Annotated in this window: 13 protein-coding genes and 1 pseudogene; 4 read left to right on the top strand and 10 right to left on the bottom strand. The window is 66.4% G+C overall.

The features are described 5' to 3' along the window. Positions 1-1,940 (top strand): annotated as a pseudogene (locus tag AWC08_RS19845) (PPE family protein); the annotation flags it as partial. Here AWC08_RS19845 and AWC08_RS19840 read toward each other — a convergent pair. Together AWC08_RS19840 and AWC08_RS19835 are read right to left on the bottom strand one after the other, a co-directional pair. Further along, positions 1,934-2,626: a class I SAM-dependent methyltransferase gene (locus AWC08_RS19840; protein ID WP_065131854.1), complete on the bottom strand. Its 693-nt coding sequence runs from the start codon at positions 2,624-2,626 to the stop codon at positions 1,934-1,936. The pseudogene AWC08_RS19845 and the gene AWC08_RS19840 overlap by 7 nt on opposite strands. 20 nt (positions 2,627-2,646) lie before the next feature. Beyond that, on the bottom strand, positions 2,647-4,119 hold the full coding sequence (locus tag AWC08_RS19835) for a glutamate-cysteine ligase family protein (RefSeq protein ID WP_069432970.1): 1,473 nt from the start codon (positions 4,117-4,119) through the stop codon (positions 2,647-2,649). Between the two features lie 69 nt (positions 4,120-4,188). Here AWC08_RS19835 and glpK point away from each other — a divergent pair, with 69 nt between their 5' ends. Beyond that, positions 4,189-5,745, top strand: a complete 1,557-nt coding sequence (gene glpK, locus AWC08_RS19830) for a glycerol kinase GlpK (RefSeq protein WP_167544973.1) — start codon at positions 4,189-4,191, stop codon at positions 5,743-5,745. 29 nt (positions 5,746-5,774) lie between these two features. On the opposite strand, the gene AWC08_RS37130 is transcribed toward glpK, so the two are convergent. Beyond that, positions 5,775-5,936 (bottom strand): hypothetical protein, encoded by a 162-nt coding sequence (locus AWC08_RS37130; protein ID WP_167544972.1) that lies wholly within the window; start codon positions 5,934-5,936, stop codon positions 5,775-5,777. A gap of 44 nt (positions 5,937-5,980) precedes the next feature. Then, entirely contained in the window at positions 5,981-6,652 is a 672-nt protein-coding gene (locus AWC08_RS19825; protein WP_065131853.1) for a PadR family transcriptional regulator, read from the bottom strand. Positions 6,653-6,910: 258 nt separating this feature from the next. Here AWC08_RS19825 and AWC08_RS19820 point away from each other — a divergent pair, with 258 nt between their 5' ends. Further along, positions 6,911-7,297, top strand: coding sequence for a hypothetical protein (locus AWC08_RS19820; protein WP_232007761.1), 387 nt, complete (start codon positions 6,911-6,913; stop codon positions 7,295-7,297). On the opposite strand, the gene AWC08_RS19815 is transcribed toward AWC08_RS19820, so the two are convergent. Further along, positions 7,294-8,202: an RDD family protein gene (locus AWC08_RS19815; RefSeq protein ID WP_065131852.1), complete on the bottom strand. Its 909-nt coding sequence runs from the start codon at positions 8,200-8,202 to the stop codon at positions 7,294-7,296. The genes AWC08_RS19820 and AWC08_RS19815 overlap by 4 nt on opposite strands. Before the next feature lie 35 nt (positions 8,203-8,237). On the opposite strand from AWC08_RS19815, the gene AWC08_RS19810 reads away from it, so the two are divergent. Next, positions 8,238-9,230: a stage II sporulation protein M gene (locus tag AWC08_RS19810; protein WP_065131851.1), complete on the top strand. Its 993-nt coding sequence runs from the start codon at positions 8,238-8,240 to the stop codon at positions 9,228-9,230. A 10-nt stretch (positions 9,231-9,240) separates the two neighbouring features. Here AWC08_RS19810 and AWC08_RS19805 read toward each other — a convergent pair whose 3' ends face one another. From AWC08_RS19805 to AWC08_RS19785, 5 genes are all read right to left on the bottom strand, one after another. Next, a complete protein-coding gene (locus AWC08_RS19805) occupies positions 9,241-10,563 on the bottom strand; it encodes a DUF58 domain-containing protein (protein WP_069432964.1) in 1,323 nt (440 codons plus the stop codon). Continuing rightward, entirely contained in the window at positions 10,563-11,516 is a 954-nt protein-coding gene (locus AWC08_RS19800; RefSeq protein WP_065131849.1) for an AAA family ATPase, read from the bottom strand. The genes AWC08_RS19805 and AWC08_RS19800 overlap by 1 nt, the downstream gene beginning before the upstream one ends. Then, positions 11,513-12,670 carry a DUF4350 domain-containing protein gene (locus tag AWC08_RS19795; RefSeq protein WP_065131848.1) on the bottom strand — a complete coding sequence of 386 codons (1,158 nt, stop codon included), beginning with the start codon at positions 12,668-12,670 and terminating at the stop codon, positions 11,513-11,515. The genes AWC08_RS19800 and AWC08_RS19795 overlap by 4 nt, the downstream gene beginning before the upstream one ends. Beyond that, complete coding sequence (locus AWC08_RS19790; RefSeq protein WP_065131847.1) at positions 12,652-13,302, bottom strand: DUF4129 domain-containing protein; 651 nt, start codon at positions 13,300-13,302, stop codon at positions 12,652-12,654. The genes AWC08_RS19795 and AWC08_RS19790 overlap by 19 nt, the downstream gene beginning before the upstream one ends. A 10-nt stretch (positions 13,303-13,312) precedes the next feature. Continuing rightward, a partial coding sequence (locus AWC08_RS19785) for a DUF7847 domain-containing protein (protein ID WP_085088127.1) occupies positions 13,313-14,317 on the bottom strand: 1,005 nt, incomplete at its 5' end.

The raw sequence follows: 14,317 nt of genomic DNA, 5'->3' as shown, positions 1-14,317 counted from the left end.
CGTCGAATCTGCTGGTGGGCTCGTTTGAGACGCCGGCGATCACGTTGCCGTCGGTGAGTGTGCCGTCGGGGGCGACGTTGGCCCCGCTCGTCCTGACGGCGTTCGAGACGCCGGCGATTACGTTGCCGTCGCTGAGCATTCCGGCGGGGGCGACGTTGGCGCCGCTCATCCTGGGTGCGTTTGAGACGCCGGCGATCACGTTGCCGTCGGTGAGTGTGCCGTCGGGGGCGACGCTGGCGAATCTGCTGGTGGGCTCGTTTGAGACGCCGGCGATCACGTTGCCGTCGGTGAGTGTGCCGTCGGGGGCGACGCTGGCGAATCTGCTGGTCGGCCCGTTTGAGACACCCGCGATCACCATCCCGCCGATCACCATCGCAGCGGGCCAGACGCCTGCCGGCGTGAGTGTCGGGGGATTCAGCCTGCCTGAGATCGTTACTCCGCCGATAGTCGTGCCACCCATCGGTCTGCCGCAAATCACTATTCCGCCCATTGAAACGCCTGATGTGGAAATTACCGGCTGGAATCTGCCGTCGGTCACCATTCCGCGGATCCTCATTCCCGAAATAAGGCTGCCGGATATCTTGGTCACGGAGAATTCTCAGTCTGGCAATTCTGGCGAACAAGCGATCATTCGCATAAATACTAACAACCTCCCCGATGGCATCATCAACCTCATATCGGGCGGTCCTATAACGTTGGGCAGTCAATATCAGGGCTACATCGACCCATTCAACTTCCCGAGCATTCAGATCGGCTCGATGGACCTGCCCACAATCCGTATCAGCAACAACGGCGGCGACTACGTCATCCCATCCATCAGCTTGTCCAGCTTCACCATTCCGTCACTGACGATCAATGCCATCGAAGTCGCCCCTTTCGACTTGCCGCAGTTGAGCTGGCCGCAGTTTGGCACGCCGCAGGTGTCCATTCCGCCGATTTCGGTCGCGGATTTCTTGCTGCCGCAGTTGAGTTGGCCGGCGTTCAATACGGCGGAGCTGACGATTCCACCGTTCTCGGTCGCGGATTTCTTGCTGCCGCAGTTGAGTTGGCCGGCGTTCAATACGGCGGAGTTGACCATTCCACCGTTCTCGGTCGCGGATTTCTTGCTGCCGCAGTTGAGTTGGCCGGCGTTCGAGACCGCGGAGTTGACGATTCCGCCGATTTCGATCGCCGATTTCCTGCTGCCGCAGTTGAGTTGGCCGGCGTTCGAGACCGCGGAGTTGACGATTCCGCCGATTTCGATCGCGGACTTCCTGCTGCCGCAGTTGAGTTGGCCGGCGTTCGAGACCGCGGAGTTGACGATTCCGCCGATCGGGCTGGGCTCCTTGATCCTTCCGCAGCTCAGTACGCTGCCGTTCGCCCTGCCACAGGTGGGTATTCCACCGATCTCACTCGGCGCGTTCAACCTACCGTTGATCAACTCGTCAGCGTTCGAACTGCCGGAGATCGTGATTGCGCCCATCGAGATCGGCGAGTTCGTCCTGCCGCAGATCAGTTGGCCGGAGTTCCAGACACCGCCGTTGGTCATCCCGCCGATCGGTATCGGCGCCTTCGACCTGCCGGAGATCAAGATTCCCAGCATCTTCCTGCCCAGCCAGAAGCTGTTCGAGTTCCAGATCCCGCCGACGCCGGGCTACGGCAACACCACCGACGCCAGCCTCACCACGTCCGGCTTCTTCAACACCGGCGGCGCCAACAACTCGGGCTTCTTCAACAACGGCACAGGTGTGTCGGGCTTCTTCAGCGGCAACCCGTTGGGTCTAATCGGAGTGTCGGGTTACAACGTGTTTGGTGAGGGCTCCTCGGGAGTCTCCGTGCTGGGCAGCGGAGTGTCCGGACTGGGCAACATCGGTACGCTGCCGGCCAACGTGAGCAGCTTCGTGTCCGGCCTGCAGAGCATCGGTTCCAACCTGGCCGGGATCTTCCTGCAGAACTACTGATCCGTTTTGTGCGCCGTCAGCAGGTAGGCGGGCATCTTCGCGCGGCCCTTCTCGTCGCGGTCGTACTGCGGAAACTCGACAGGTGGGCCGGGCAGCCGCGGCGGGATCACGGGGGCGTTGACGTGGATGAAGGCCGGCCGTATCTCGTCGATCTCCCAGTACTTGCTCACTGCGGCGCGCAACTCGGCCTCGCTTACTTCGTTGGGCTTCGTTTCCAACTCGGCGGGGAAGGCGCCCTTGGCGAATACCAACACGAACAATCGGGCGCCTGGGGCGGCCGCTTGATGCACTGACCTCAAGTATCCGTCGCGCCCCTCGATGGGCAGTGAGTGGAACAGGGTGCTGTCCAGCACGGTGGAAAAGCGCCCGTCGTGGCCGGTGAAGGTCGTGATGTCGGCCTGTTCGAAGCTGGCGGTGGTCAGGCCGCGTTCCCGGGCGGCCTGGGTGGCCGCCGCGACAGCGGTGGGCGTGATATCGACGCCGAGCACGGTGTAGCCCGCGGCGGCGAGGGCGAGCGACAACTCCGCGTACCCGCATCCGGCATCGAGGACGTCGCTGCGAACCTTGGCGTCGGCGATCACGCCCGCCAATTCGGGCTGCGGCTCGCCGATGTTCCACGGCGGCGGACCTTCGAAGACGCCCCCTTGCTGGTAGGCCTGCTCCCAGTCCATCACTTCGTCGCCCATGGCTCCCAACCTACGCGGGCTCAGACGGGCCAGGTGTGCACCGGTTCGTTGGAGTGCATGTGCTCGCAGTAGCGGCGCAGCATTTCGGCCAGGGCCCGGGGCCGGGTCATGCCGGCGTCTTCCAGGGCGCCGACGGTGGCTACCTGCCAGCTTGCGCCATTCCGCCCGGACCGGGCCCGCCCCTCGATGACACCGAGAAAACGGTCGCGTACTTCGACGTCGACACCCCACCGCCGCAGACCCTCATCGGCCATCGGTAACAGCATGTCCAGCACCAGCTTTCGGCTGCTCACCTCGCCGGCACCTGGCCAGTGCAGCTGCGCCTCGATGCCTTGGCGGGCGGCCTCCAGGAAATTCCGGTGTGCCACCGGGAAACTCAGCTGGGACCACACCGGCTGTTCGGACTCGGACATGGTGCGCAGCATGCCGTAGTAGAAGGCTGAATTCGCAAGCATGTCAACAACGGTGGGTCCGGCCGGCAACACCCGGTTCTCCAGGCGCAGCTGCGGGCGGCCCTCGGCGACGTCGTAAACCGGCCGGTTCCAGCGGTAGACGGTGCCGTTGTGCAGACGCAGTTCGGAGAGCCGGGGCGTGCGCCCGGCCGTCAGTTCCGCCACGGGATCCTCGTCGGACAATTCCGGCAGCAGCGACGGAAAATACCGGATGTTCTCCTTGAACAGGTCCACGGCCGAGGTGATCCAGCGCTCACCGAACCACACCCGTGGCCGAACGCCCTGTGTCTTCAGCTCTTCCGGCCGGGTGTCGGTGGACTGCGCGAACAGCTCGATGCGCGTTTCGGCCCACAGTTGGTGGCCGAAGAAGTAGGGCGAGTTCGCGGCCAGTGCCAGTTGCGGGCCGGCCAATACCTGGGCGGCGTTCCAGTTGGCGGCGAAGTCATCCGGAGCCATCTGCAAGTGCAATTGCATGCTGGTGCAAGCCGATTCGGGTGCGATGGTGGCTGCCTGCCAGCTCAGCGGCTCTGGGCCTGAAATGTTGATGGGAATGTCCTCGCCGCGTGCTTCGACGATCGATTCGTTGAGCGCTGTGTACCGGTTCGACTCGCTCATCCAGCCTTCGGACAGATGTTTGGGCATCAGGGTGGGCAGGATGCCGATCATGACGATGTGCGAACCGCTGGCGTTGGCCTTGAGCTCGGCGTCGTTGAGGCTCGCCCTCACCTCTTTTTCCAGGTCTAGGGTGGTGTGTCCGGGCAGCGGCCGGGGTGGCACGTTGAATTCGATGTTGTAGGCGCCTAATTCGGTCTGGTAGGCGGGATCGGCGATGGCGTCCAGCACGAATCGGTTCGACATGGCCGGCTGATATTCACCGTCGACAAGGTTGCACTCGATCTCCATGCCGGTGAGCGGCCGCTCCGAATCGAAGCGACCCCGGGCGAGCATCGTCTCGAAAACGTCCAGACACAGCCGCACTTTGCGCCGGTACTCCCGCCGTTGTGCGCGGTCATACGTGGTGCGCTTGACCTCTTCGCCCACCAGACCGATGCAACAGGTTTCCCGGGCCGCGCGCAACCCGGCCCGCCACTGCGCCATCATGTACCTGCAGTGTCCAATGTCACCCTAGGAGAGGCCGAGTTGGCCGAGTCGCCGGAATTCATCGCAGCCATCGACCAGGGCACCACCAGTACCCGCTGCATGATCTTCGATCACGGCGGCGCCGAGGTGGCCCGTCATCAACTCGAGCACGACCAGATACTGCCGCGGGCCGGCTGGGTCGAGCACAACCCCGTCGAGATCTGGGAGCGCACCGCATCGGTGCTGATGTCGGTGCTGAACGCCAGCAATATCTCTGCGAATGACATTGCCGCACTCGGCATCACCAACCAGCGGGAGACGACGCTGGTGTGGAACCGAAAAACCGGGAGGCCCTACTACAACGCGATCGTCTGGCAGGACACCCGGACCGATCGCATCGCCTCCGCGCTCGACCGGGACGGCCGGGGCGACGTGATCCGCCGCAAGGCGGGTCTGCCGCCGGCGACCTACTTCTCGGGCGGCAAGCTGCAGTGGATCTTGGAGAATGTCGACGGTGTGCGAGCGGCCGCCGAGCAGGGCGACGCGCTGTTCGGCACCCCCGACACCTGGGTGTTGTGGAATCTGACCGGGGGACCGCGTGGCGGTGTGCACGTCACCGACGTGACCAACGCCAGCCGCACCATGCTGATGAACCTCGAGACGCTGGACTGGGACGACGAACTGCTGTCGTTCTTCTCCATCCCGCGCGAGATGTTGCCGAAAATCGAGCCGTCGTCGCCGCTGCAGCCCTACGGCGTCACGTCGGACACCGGCCCCATCGGCGGCGAGGTGCCGATCACCGGTGTGCTCGGCGACCAGCATGCGGCGATGGTCGGCCAGGTGTGTCTGGACGCCGGAGAGGCCAAAAACACCTACGGCACGGGCAACTTCCTGTTGCTCAACACCGGCGAGACGATCGTGCGGTCCGAGAACGGCCTGCTCACGACGGTGTGTTACCAGTTCGGGGACGCCAAACCGGTGTACGCGCTGGAAGGCTCGATCGCGGTGACGGGTTCGGCGGTGCAGTGGCTGCGTGACCAGCTGGGCATCATCAGCGGCGCCTCACAGAGCGAGTCGCTGGCCCGGCAGGTCCCCGACAACGGCGGGGTGTACTTCGTCCCGGCGTTCTCCGGGTTGTTCGCGCCCTACTGGCGATCCGACGCGCGTGGCGCGATCGTCGGGCTGTCGCGCTTCAACACCAACGCTCACCTGGCCCGCGCCACGCTGGAGGCGATCTGCTACCAGAGCCGCGACGTGGTGGACGCCATGGAAGCCGATTCCGGCGTGCGCCTGGAGATCTTGAAGGTCGACGGCGGGATCACCGGGAATGATCTGTGCATGCAGATCCAGGCCGACGTGCTGGGTGTGGATGTGGTGCGGCCGGAGGTCGCCGAAACCACCGCGCTCGGTGCCGCCTACGCGGCGGGCCTGGCGGTCGGCTTCTGGGCCGACCCGTCCGAACTGCGTGCCAATTGGCGGGAAGACAAGCGCTGGACGCCCAACTGGGACGACGACCAGCGCGCCGCGGGGTACGCGGGCTGGCGCAAGGCGGTGCAGCGGACCCTGGACTGGGTGGATGTGTCCTGAGGTGACGTCTGTGAGTTCGGAACTGGTGCCTACGGCTCACTCTCGTCGGCGTGGTAGAGCTCCAGGCCCAGCTTCTTGCCCTTTTCGGTGGGGGCCAGCCAGCACATCGTGACCCAGTTCCATCGGTCGTCGAAGTGGGTGACGTAAGCCTCTTCGATTTGGCCATGGCGGCGTCCAGCGGCAGATCCCACCCTTGCAGACGCGGCACATCTACCAGCCTCTCGCGTGGACGTCCTCAGTCCTCGCCGAGGATGCCGTAGATCTCCCGGCGTGCGTTGTTGAGCACGTCGACGATGCGTTGCTGCTGCTCAGCGCTGGCGGCGTGGGCTGACTGCGCGACCGCGCCGAACAACTGGCGAGCCGCTGTCCGCAGGGTGATGTGCCCGGGGTCTACCCCTTCAGCGATCTCGTCCCACGGTGGACTGTCCACCTTCGCCGCCGCCGCACGACCGTCGTCGGTCAGCTCGAACAGCTTCTTGCTGCCGTCGGTTTCGCTGGCCGTGATCAAACCTTCGTCGTCGAGTAGCTGCAGAGTCGGGTACACCGAACCGGGGCTGGGCTTCCAGAGTCCGTTGCTGCGTTCGGCGATCTGCTGGATCATTTCGTAGCCGTGCATGGGCCGCTCGTTCAACAGCACGAGGATGGCGGCCCGCACGTCACCGCGACGGCTGCGCCCGCCTCGGCGTCCTGCCCGGCCACCCGGGCCGAATCCGAAGCCAGGGCCGAAGCCGGCGCCGAACGCGGGACCGAACCCGGGGCCGAAACCCATTGGCCCGTCGTGGCCGCCGGCCTGCTCGCGCAAGTTCTCCAGCAATTGTCGCCGGGCCTGTCGCCTGGCGCCGGGGCCGAAGCCGAAACCGGGACGTGGGCCGAAGGGCCCGCTAGGTGGGGTGAAGAGCGTGTTCATGTTTGTGGTCCTTCTCGTCTACGGAGGCGTCGGACGACGCACCGGCGGGTGTATCGCTACGTATCACGATATATCGCTAACTATCGGTTAGCAACCCGCTCTGTCAGCCTCTCGCGCTGACGCTGACGATTTGCAGCGAATGTGCGAGTGGCGGTCTGCAATTCTGCAGGCTCGGTGACGCGTCCTCGCAAACCGCCCCGCTCGCCATCGCAAACATTGCTCGTTTGCCCACCCCCAACGCCGGGTAGCACCTCACGGGTGAACGGCAATAACCGCTACCGGACGGTGACCGGTCCGGGCAGCGCCACAGATCCGACGCAACAGGGTGATGAGGGCGACCGGTCCCGGTCGCGGGTCAACTGGGTTTTGGCCCTGTTGACGGTGCCGGGTGCGGCCATCGTGATGCTGTTCGCGCTCGGGGCCGTCATGAGCACCGACTCGTGCACTGAGACGCGATGCCCGAACCTCGCCGGCGGAATCGGCTTCGACGTCTTCTTCTACGGTCCGCCGCTGGTGGCTCTGTTGGTGATCATCGTCTCGGTGTTCACCGCCAAGCGGCACTTGGGTGTCGCGGTCCCGCTGGTCGGGTTGGCGTTGTTGGTGACCGATGTCGCAGTCTTGGCGGCATCCGTGGCCCAGTACTAGGTCGGTAGTGAGAAACCGCCGGACTCGGGGCGCGGCGCCGCTTCCTGAGGCGAACTCTGCTGCTGCGGCGGCGAGCCCTGCTGCGGCGGCGGCCAACCCTGCGGTGGCGGCGGCCAACCCTGCTGTTGAGGCCAGCCCTGCTGCTGCGGCCAGCCCGCCGCCGGTGCTGGGCGCAGCCGAGCCAACTCCCGGCGGTGTCGTTCGGCGAGGACCGCGGCCAGAATCAGCTGTGGTGGCACGCCCGGCGGAGGCGGGGGCGCGATCCGGGACACCACGTCATTCGCAATCCGGTAGGCCATCTGACTACGCAGTGCTGGGTCGAGTTGATGCGCCCGCGAGAGAAACTGACGGGCCACCTCGGCCTGTCCGGAGGTCAGCCCGGAGAGCTGCAACGAGGCCGCCCATCCGGCAAGTGCCGGTGGCATCACCGGTGGTGGCCCGATTCGGGGCCCGCGTTCGCTGACCACGACGGTGCCGGCGAACATGTCGCCGACCCGCTTGGCCTTGGGTGAGAGCACGCTGCAGATCACTGCGGGACTCCCGAGCAGCATCCAGATCTCCACCACCGCGGCCAGGGCCCGAAACAGCGCTTGGCGGAATCGTTCTGGCCCGCCGTCGTCGGAAACCACTCGCAGACCCATCACTATCTTGCCCACCGAGCGACCCCGGGTCGCCGTCTCGATCCCAACCGGATAACCGACCATCGCCAGCACCGTGAAGATGATCAGGAACGCGACGGTCAGCGCCTCATCGAACTGCGCGAGGGAAGCGGCCCACAGCATCATGCCCAGGATGTAGGCGATGAATATCACGGTGATGTCGATGATCGCGCTGATCGCGCGCACCGGTAACTGGGCTATCTGGACGTCGAGCACCACGGCGTCCCCGGTCACCACCTCCGACATACCTCGAAACGCTACAGGCTGGGTAGGCTGCCCAAGTGGACGTCGACGCGTTCCTGCTCACCCATCGCGGCACCTGGGACCGGCTCGACCAGTTGATCAAGAAGCGCCGTTCCCTTACCGGTGCCGAGATCGACGAACTTGTCGAGCTTTATCAGCGTGTGTCCACCCACCTGTCGATCCTGCGGTCGGTGTCGTCGGATTCGCTGATCACCGGCCGGCTATCCAGCCTGGTTGCCCGCGCCCGGTCTGCGGTCACCGGTGCGCACGCCCCGCTGAGCAGCACCTTCGTCCGGTTCTGGACGGTGTCGTTCCCGGTGGTCGCCTACCGCTCCTGGCGGTGGTGGTCGGCGACGGCGGTCGCGTTCGTCGCGGTGGTGGTGGTGATGGCGTTCTGGGTGGCCGGCAGCCCCGAGGTGCAGTCCGTCGTCGGAACGCCGGCCGATATAGATCAACTGATCAACCACGATGTCGAGTCCTATTACAGCGAGCATCCGGCCGCGGCGTTCGCCCTGCAGGTGTGGGTGAACAACTCGTGGGTGGCCGCTAAGTGCATCGCGATGGCGGTCGTGCTCGGAGTACCGATACCGCTCATCCTGTTCCAGAACGCGGCCAATGTAGGGGTGATAGCCGGTCTGATGTTCCCGGCCGGCAAGGGCGGCTTCCTGCTGGGATTGCTACTGCCGCATGGGCTGCTGGAGCTGACGGCGGTGTTTCTGGCCGGTGCGGTCGGCATGCGGCTGGGATGGTCGGTGATTTCGCCGGGTGATCGGCCACGTGGCCAGGTGCTGGCTGAAGAGGGACGCGGCGTGGTGTCGGTGGCCGTGGGACTGGTTGCTGTGCTGCTGGTTTCGGGGTTGATCGAAGCGATGGTCACGCCGTCGCCGTTGCCCACGTTTGCGCGGATCGGCATCGGTGTCCTCGCCGAGGTGGCGTTCCTGTCCTACATCATCTATTTCGGCCGGCGCGGTGTGGCTGCCGGCGAAACCGGCGATATCGAGGAGGCCCCCGACTACGTCCCCACCAGTTGAGCGCGCCGATCTAGAGCTGGCCGGTGGCCTTCATCGCCAGGTAGCGGTCGGCGAGCCCCGGTGCTATGTCAGTCGGTGGCGCGTCGACGACCTCCACCCCGCTGCGACGTAGCCGGGAGGCAATGTCTCGCCGTTCGTTGCGGGACCGCTCGGCTGCCGCCGCGTCATACACCGCGGCGGCGTCACTGCGGCCGGCAGCCAAATCATCGACGCGGGGGTCGGATACCGCGGCGACCAGCACATGGTGTTTGGCCGACAACTGCGGCAGCATCGGCAGCAGTCCCTCGTCGAGGGCGGTCGAGTTCAGGTCGGTGAGCAACACCACCAGCGAGCGCCGCCGGGTGCGCCGCAGAATAGCGGCAACCATTGCCCGCCAATCAGATTCGACGAGTGCGGGTTGCAGCGGGGCCATCGCGTCCACCAGCTGGGCGAGCAGTTCGGTGCGCGAGGCACCGAAGACGGCGGTGCGGGTCACCCGGTCATGGGCGAGAAAGTCGACGTGATCGCCGGCGCGAGATGCCAACGCCGCCAACAGCAGCGCCGCGTCCATCGCCCAGTCCAACCGGGGCCAGCCGGCCGGGTCGGCGGCCGTCGGGTCTACGCCCACCCGGCCCGCCGCCATGCGTCCGGTGTCCAGCACGATCACCACCCGCCGGTCCCGTTCGGGACGCCAGGTGCGGACCATCACGTCAGTGCGGCGGGCGCTGGCCCGCCAGTCGATGGAGCGGACGTCGTCACCGACGACATACTCACGCAGCGAATCGAATTCGGTGCCCTGCCCGCGGATCAGGGTGGGCAGCAATCCGTCGATCTCCCGTAGCTTGGCCAGCCTGGACGGCAGGTGTTTACGGGACAGGAAGGGTGGCAGCACCCGCACCTGGCCGGGCACCGGCTGGGAACTCTGCCGGCCCGCGAAACCGAGCGGCCCGATCGAGCGGGCCGTCACTACCGCGGCGCGTTGGTCGCCTCGCCGAACCGGCCGCAACCGCGTCTGCACCTGCTGGCGCTGCCCGGGCGCGATAAGCAGCCGGTGGGTCCTCGGCTCGCCACGCGCGCTAGGCGCCCAAGCATCCCGCACCTGGCCGCGGAATCGGCGCCGGCCGTCGTTCTGGATCAGCAGACCCGCATCCACCGGCTGACCCAACCGGGCCGAACTGTCCGGGGATCGGGTGAAGCGCAGCCGGCGGGTGCTGGCGGCCCATGCCACGTCGATGCTCACTATGACGGCCAGCACTGCCAACAGGATCACGAATGCCCTTGCCGGCCATGGTGATACCGCGATTGGCAGTACGCAGAGGAGCGCGAAGAGCCCCGTCCGGCCGGTGAGTATCACTAGCGTGGCACCGGAACCGAGGCCAGGATGCCGTCGAGCACGCCGTCGGGAGTCGCGCCCTCCAGCTCGGCCTCCGGACGCAGCATGATCCGGTGCCGCAGCGTCGGACGGGCCATGGCCTTCACGTCGTCGGGCGTCACGTAATTGCGGCCCGACAGCCAGGCCCATGACCGGGCGGTACCGAGCAGCGCGGTGGCCCCACGCGGCGACACCCCCAGCTGCAGGGCCGGGGAATTACGGGTCGCGCCGACGATGTCGACGATGTAGCCGAGCACCTCATCGGCGATCAACACCTGGCGCACCGCCTCGCGTCCGGCGGCCAGCTCGGCTGGCCCGGCGACGGGTTTGATCGCGGACAGGTCGCGCGGATCGAAGCCGTGAGCGTGTCGGCCAAGGATCGCGATCTCGGCCTCGCGCGGGGGTAGCGAGACGTTGAGCTTGAGCAGGAAACGGTCGAGCTGGGCCTCGGGCAGTTGGTAGGTGCCTTCGTACTCGATCGGGTTCTGGGTGGCGGCGACGATGAACGGGTCGGGCAGCGGTTTCGGCTCGCCCTCCACGCTGACCTGACGTTCCTCCATCGCCTCCAGTAGCGCGGCCTGTGTCTTGGGCGGCGTCCGGTTGATTTCGTCGGCCAGCAACAGGTTGGTGAACACCGGCCCTGGCCGGAAAGCGAACTCGGCGGTGTGGGTGTCGTAGACCAGCGAGCCGGTGACGTCGCCGGGCATCAGGTCCGGGGTGAACTGGACCCGCTTGAACTCGAGCTGCAGCGCCGCGGCCAGGGCGCGCACCATCAGCGTCTTAGCGACACCGGGAACACCTTCCAACAGGACGTGACCACGGCACAGCAATGCGATCACCAGGCCGCTGACGACACCTTCCTGTCCGACGACGGCTTTGCCGATCTCGGCGCGCAATCCCAGCAGTGCCTGACGGGCGGAATCCGGTTCTGTCACGAGTGGGTGACCTGCCTTTCGATGTCGTCGAGCGCGCGGGCTAGGTGGAGTAGGTCGGAGTCATTGGCCGGCGGTGGGCCGAACAGGTGGTAGTGCACGGAGTCGGGGTCGGCGCCACTGCGCTGTGCCACCGTCATCACCACCGCAGACGGCGCCGCGTTGGGCCCCAGGCCCAGCCGGGGGACCAGGCGTTGCAGCGTCGCGGTGCGCAGCGCTTCGGCGGCGCGGTCGCGGGCCCGGCGCGAACGGTATAGGCGGCCGCGGCCTTCCACCGTCTCGGAGGCGCGCACCACCACCGGAAGTTCTTCGGCAACCAGTGGACCGATGCGGCGGCCCTTCCACAGTGCTACCAGAATCACCACCAGCCATAGCTGCCACACCATCCACGTCACGTTCTCCGGAATCAGGTCCATGATGGAGCCGGGCGCCGACGTGTGCCCCTCCACGTGTTGCGGGGCGAACCAGATGAGCCGGGACCGGGTGCCGGCCAGATTCATCGCGAGGGCGGCGTTGCCCTCTTCCAGGAGTCCGTCGTTCTGCATGAAGTGGCTGGTGCCGACCACCGTGACGGTGCGGCTACCGTCGCGGTAGCTGACCAGTGCCCCGCCGTAGCAGCTGACCAGGTCCAGGTCACCTCTGGCCCGGTAGGCGTCACTGGGCCCGAGATTCACCGTGCCGGCCCGATTTGCTTCTCGCAGCGGGCAATCCGGTTCGGTATTGAAGTTGCTGGCAGCACCGATGCGTAGCTCCGGCGTGAGTGCCGCACGGGTACGTGAGGTGGGGTCGACCAGCAGGAGATCCCCGGGGGCAGCGGCCAGCTTGTGCAGCAACTCGTTGTCGGTCAGATACTGCGACTGCGCCACCAGCAGCAGGGTGTCCGACCGGGCCGCGCTCTGCGCCTCGGCGACTGTGTTGGCGACCACCACCTCGACGCCTGCCTCGCGCAGCAGGGTCACCAGGGCGTGCGCGCCGGCCGGGCTGGTGGCCTCGGGGTCCATGGTGCCGCCGGGTCGCGGCGCGGTCAGATATGTGGTGATCGACGCGACGATCGCCAGTGCTGCCAGCGTGAGCAACACCCCGCGCCAGGGGCGTCGCTGCTGCAGGGTGCCGGTCGGCGCACCGGGACGAGTGGACGTCACCGGACCTTCGCCCAGGAGTCCTGCGCCGCGGGCTGCGCCACGGCGGTCGATGCGGCGGACCGGGACCGAAGATGGTCGTCCAGGTCGGCGATCATCTGATAGGCGGCCTGGGTGCCCGGGCGCTCGCCGTAGGTGACATCGTTGAAAGCGGTTGCTGCTTGCGACAACTCGGCCGCCAGATGGGGAAGCGCTTCGCCGGCGTCGTGAGCCAGCTCGTTGGCGGTACGGCCCGGAACCTGGGTGAGTACGTTCGTCTCCTCCAGTTCACGGGCCACCGCGCGCAGCCGATGCCTGATCGCGGCTGCCCAGTTGCCTTCGGCGGCAAAGGCTTCAGCGGTAGCACGATGCTGTGCGGCGCTCAGTTGGCCGGCGTCGAACAATTGGTAGTCGCCACCGCGGTTGGTGCGCATGGTGCGCCGCGCGATGCGGACCGCGACGAACACGGCGACGGCCACCACAATCAGCAGCACAGTGACAGTGAACCATCCACCCGATATGTGCGACGTTTTGAGCAACAGCTTGAGCAGGAACTCGTTGATCTTGTCGATGATCGCGTCGGTCAGCGTCTGCCTGGGATAGATCGGTTTGTTCAGCTCGCGCTGCGCAAGGTCATGCGCGGCATCGCGGTCGATGTCGATGGCGGGCACTGTTGATTCCTTAGAAGGGCCGGGTCAGCCAGAGGTTGTCGGTGGACTCCACTGCGGCCGGCCCGCCGGCAGCGCCGGTTTGCAGCACCAGGTCGAACGCCTCGGCGCGGATCCGCCGGTCGGTGTACAGGAGAACGACGACGCCGGCGACGAACGGCGTGGTGACGATCTGGCTGATGCCGCCTCCGATGGACGAAAGTGCGGTGCCGACCAACAGCGTTGTGGTGCTTGACGCGCCCATCAGCAGGATCTGGCCCACAATACTGAACGGCGCCGATATCGCGCCGCCGACGATGCCCACCACCATGGCAGCCAGCAGGCGGATGCCCAGGACCCGCCAGAAGCCGTTGCGCACCAACCGGAAAGATCGCGTGATCGCGTCGAAGACCGGCAGCCGCTCCAGCACGATCAGCACCGGTGCGAACATCAGCACGGTGTAGGCATAGGCCAGCAGTGCCACCACCAGCAACAGCAGCGGGAAGCCGAGCAACACCGCCACACCGGCATTGGAGGCCACGCCCACGCCGATCAGGATCACCACGACCAGCCCGATGATCACGGCCAAACCGACGGCCTCCAGCAACGCCAGGCCGAGCAGGGCCAGCAGTCGACCGCGGACCTTGGCCCACGCTTCGCCGATGGTGATCGGCGAACCGAACACCGCGCGCCCGACGATGACGGTGAGCATTCCGCTGAGCAGGATGCTGCCGAGCCAACTGATCAGGGCGCTGCCGCCCAGCGACGCCGTCCAGGCCCCGAGGGCTCCGAGGCTGGGCTCGGACTCGTCGGTCTCGAGTGAGTTCGCGGCGGCCAGCGGGCCGATGGCGGCGAGCAAGGAAATGACCTGCATGACCACAACGACCATCGCGGTGAGGCCCAAGGTCGGCTTCGGATTGGCCCGGATGTAGCCGACAGCACCGTTGAATATGTCGCTCAGGGTGAGCGGTCGCAGCGGGATGATGCCGGGTTTCGCGGCGCCCGGGATGAGCGGGGGGCCGTAGCCCGGGGGTGGGGG

It is taken from the genome of Mycobacterium gordonae (assembly GCF_002101675.1).
GTDB lineage: Bacteria > Actinomycetota > Actinomycetes > Mycobacteriales > Mycobacteriaceae > Mycobacterium > Mycobacterium gordonae.
This window is presented reverse-complemented; position numbering and strand designations above follow the sequence as displayed.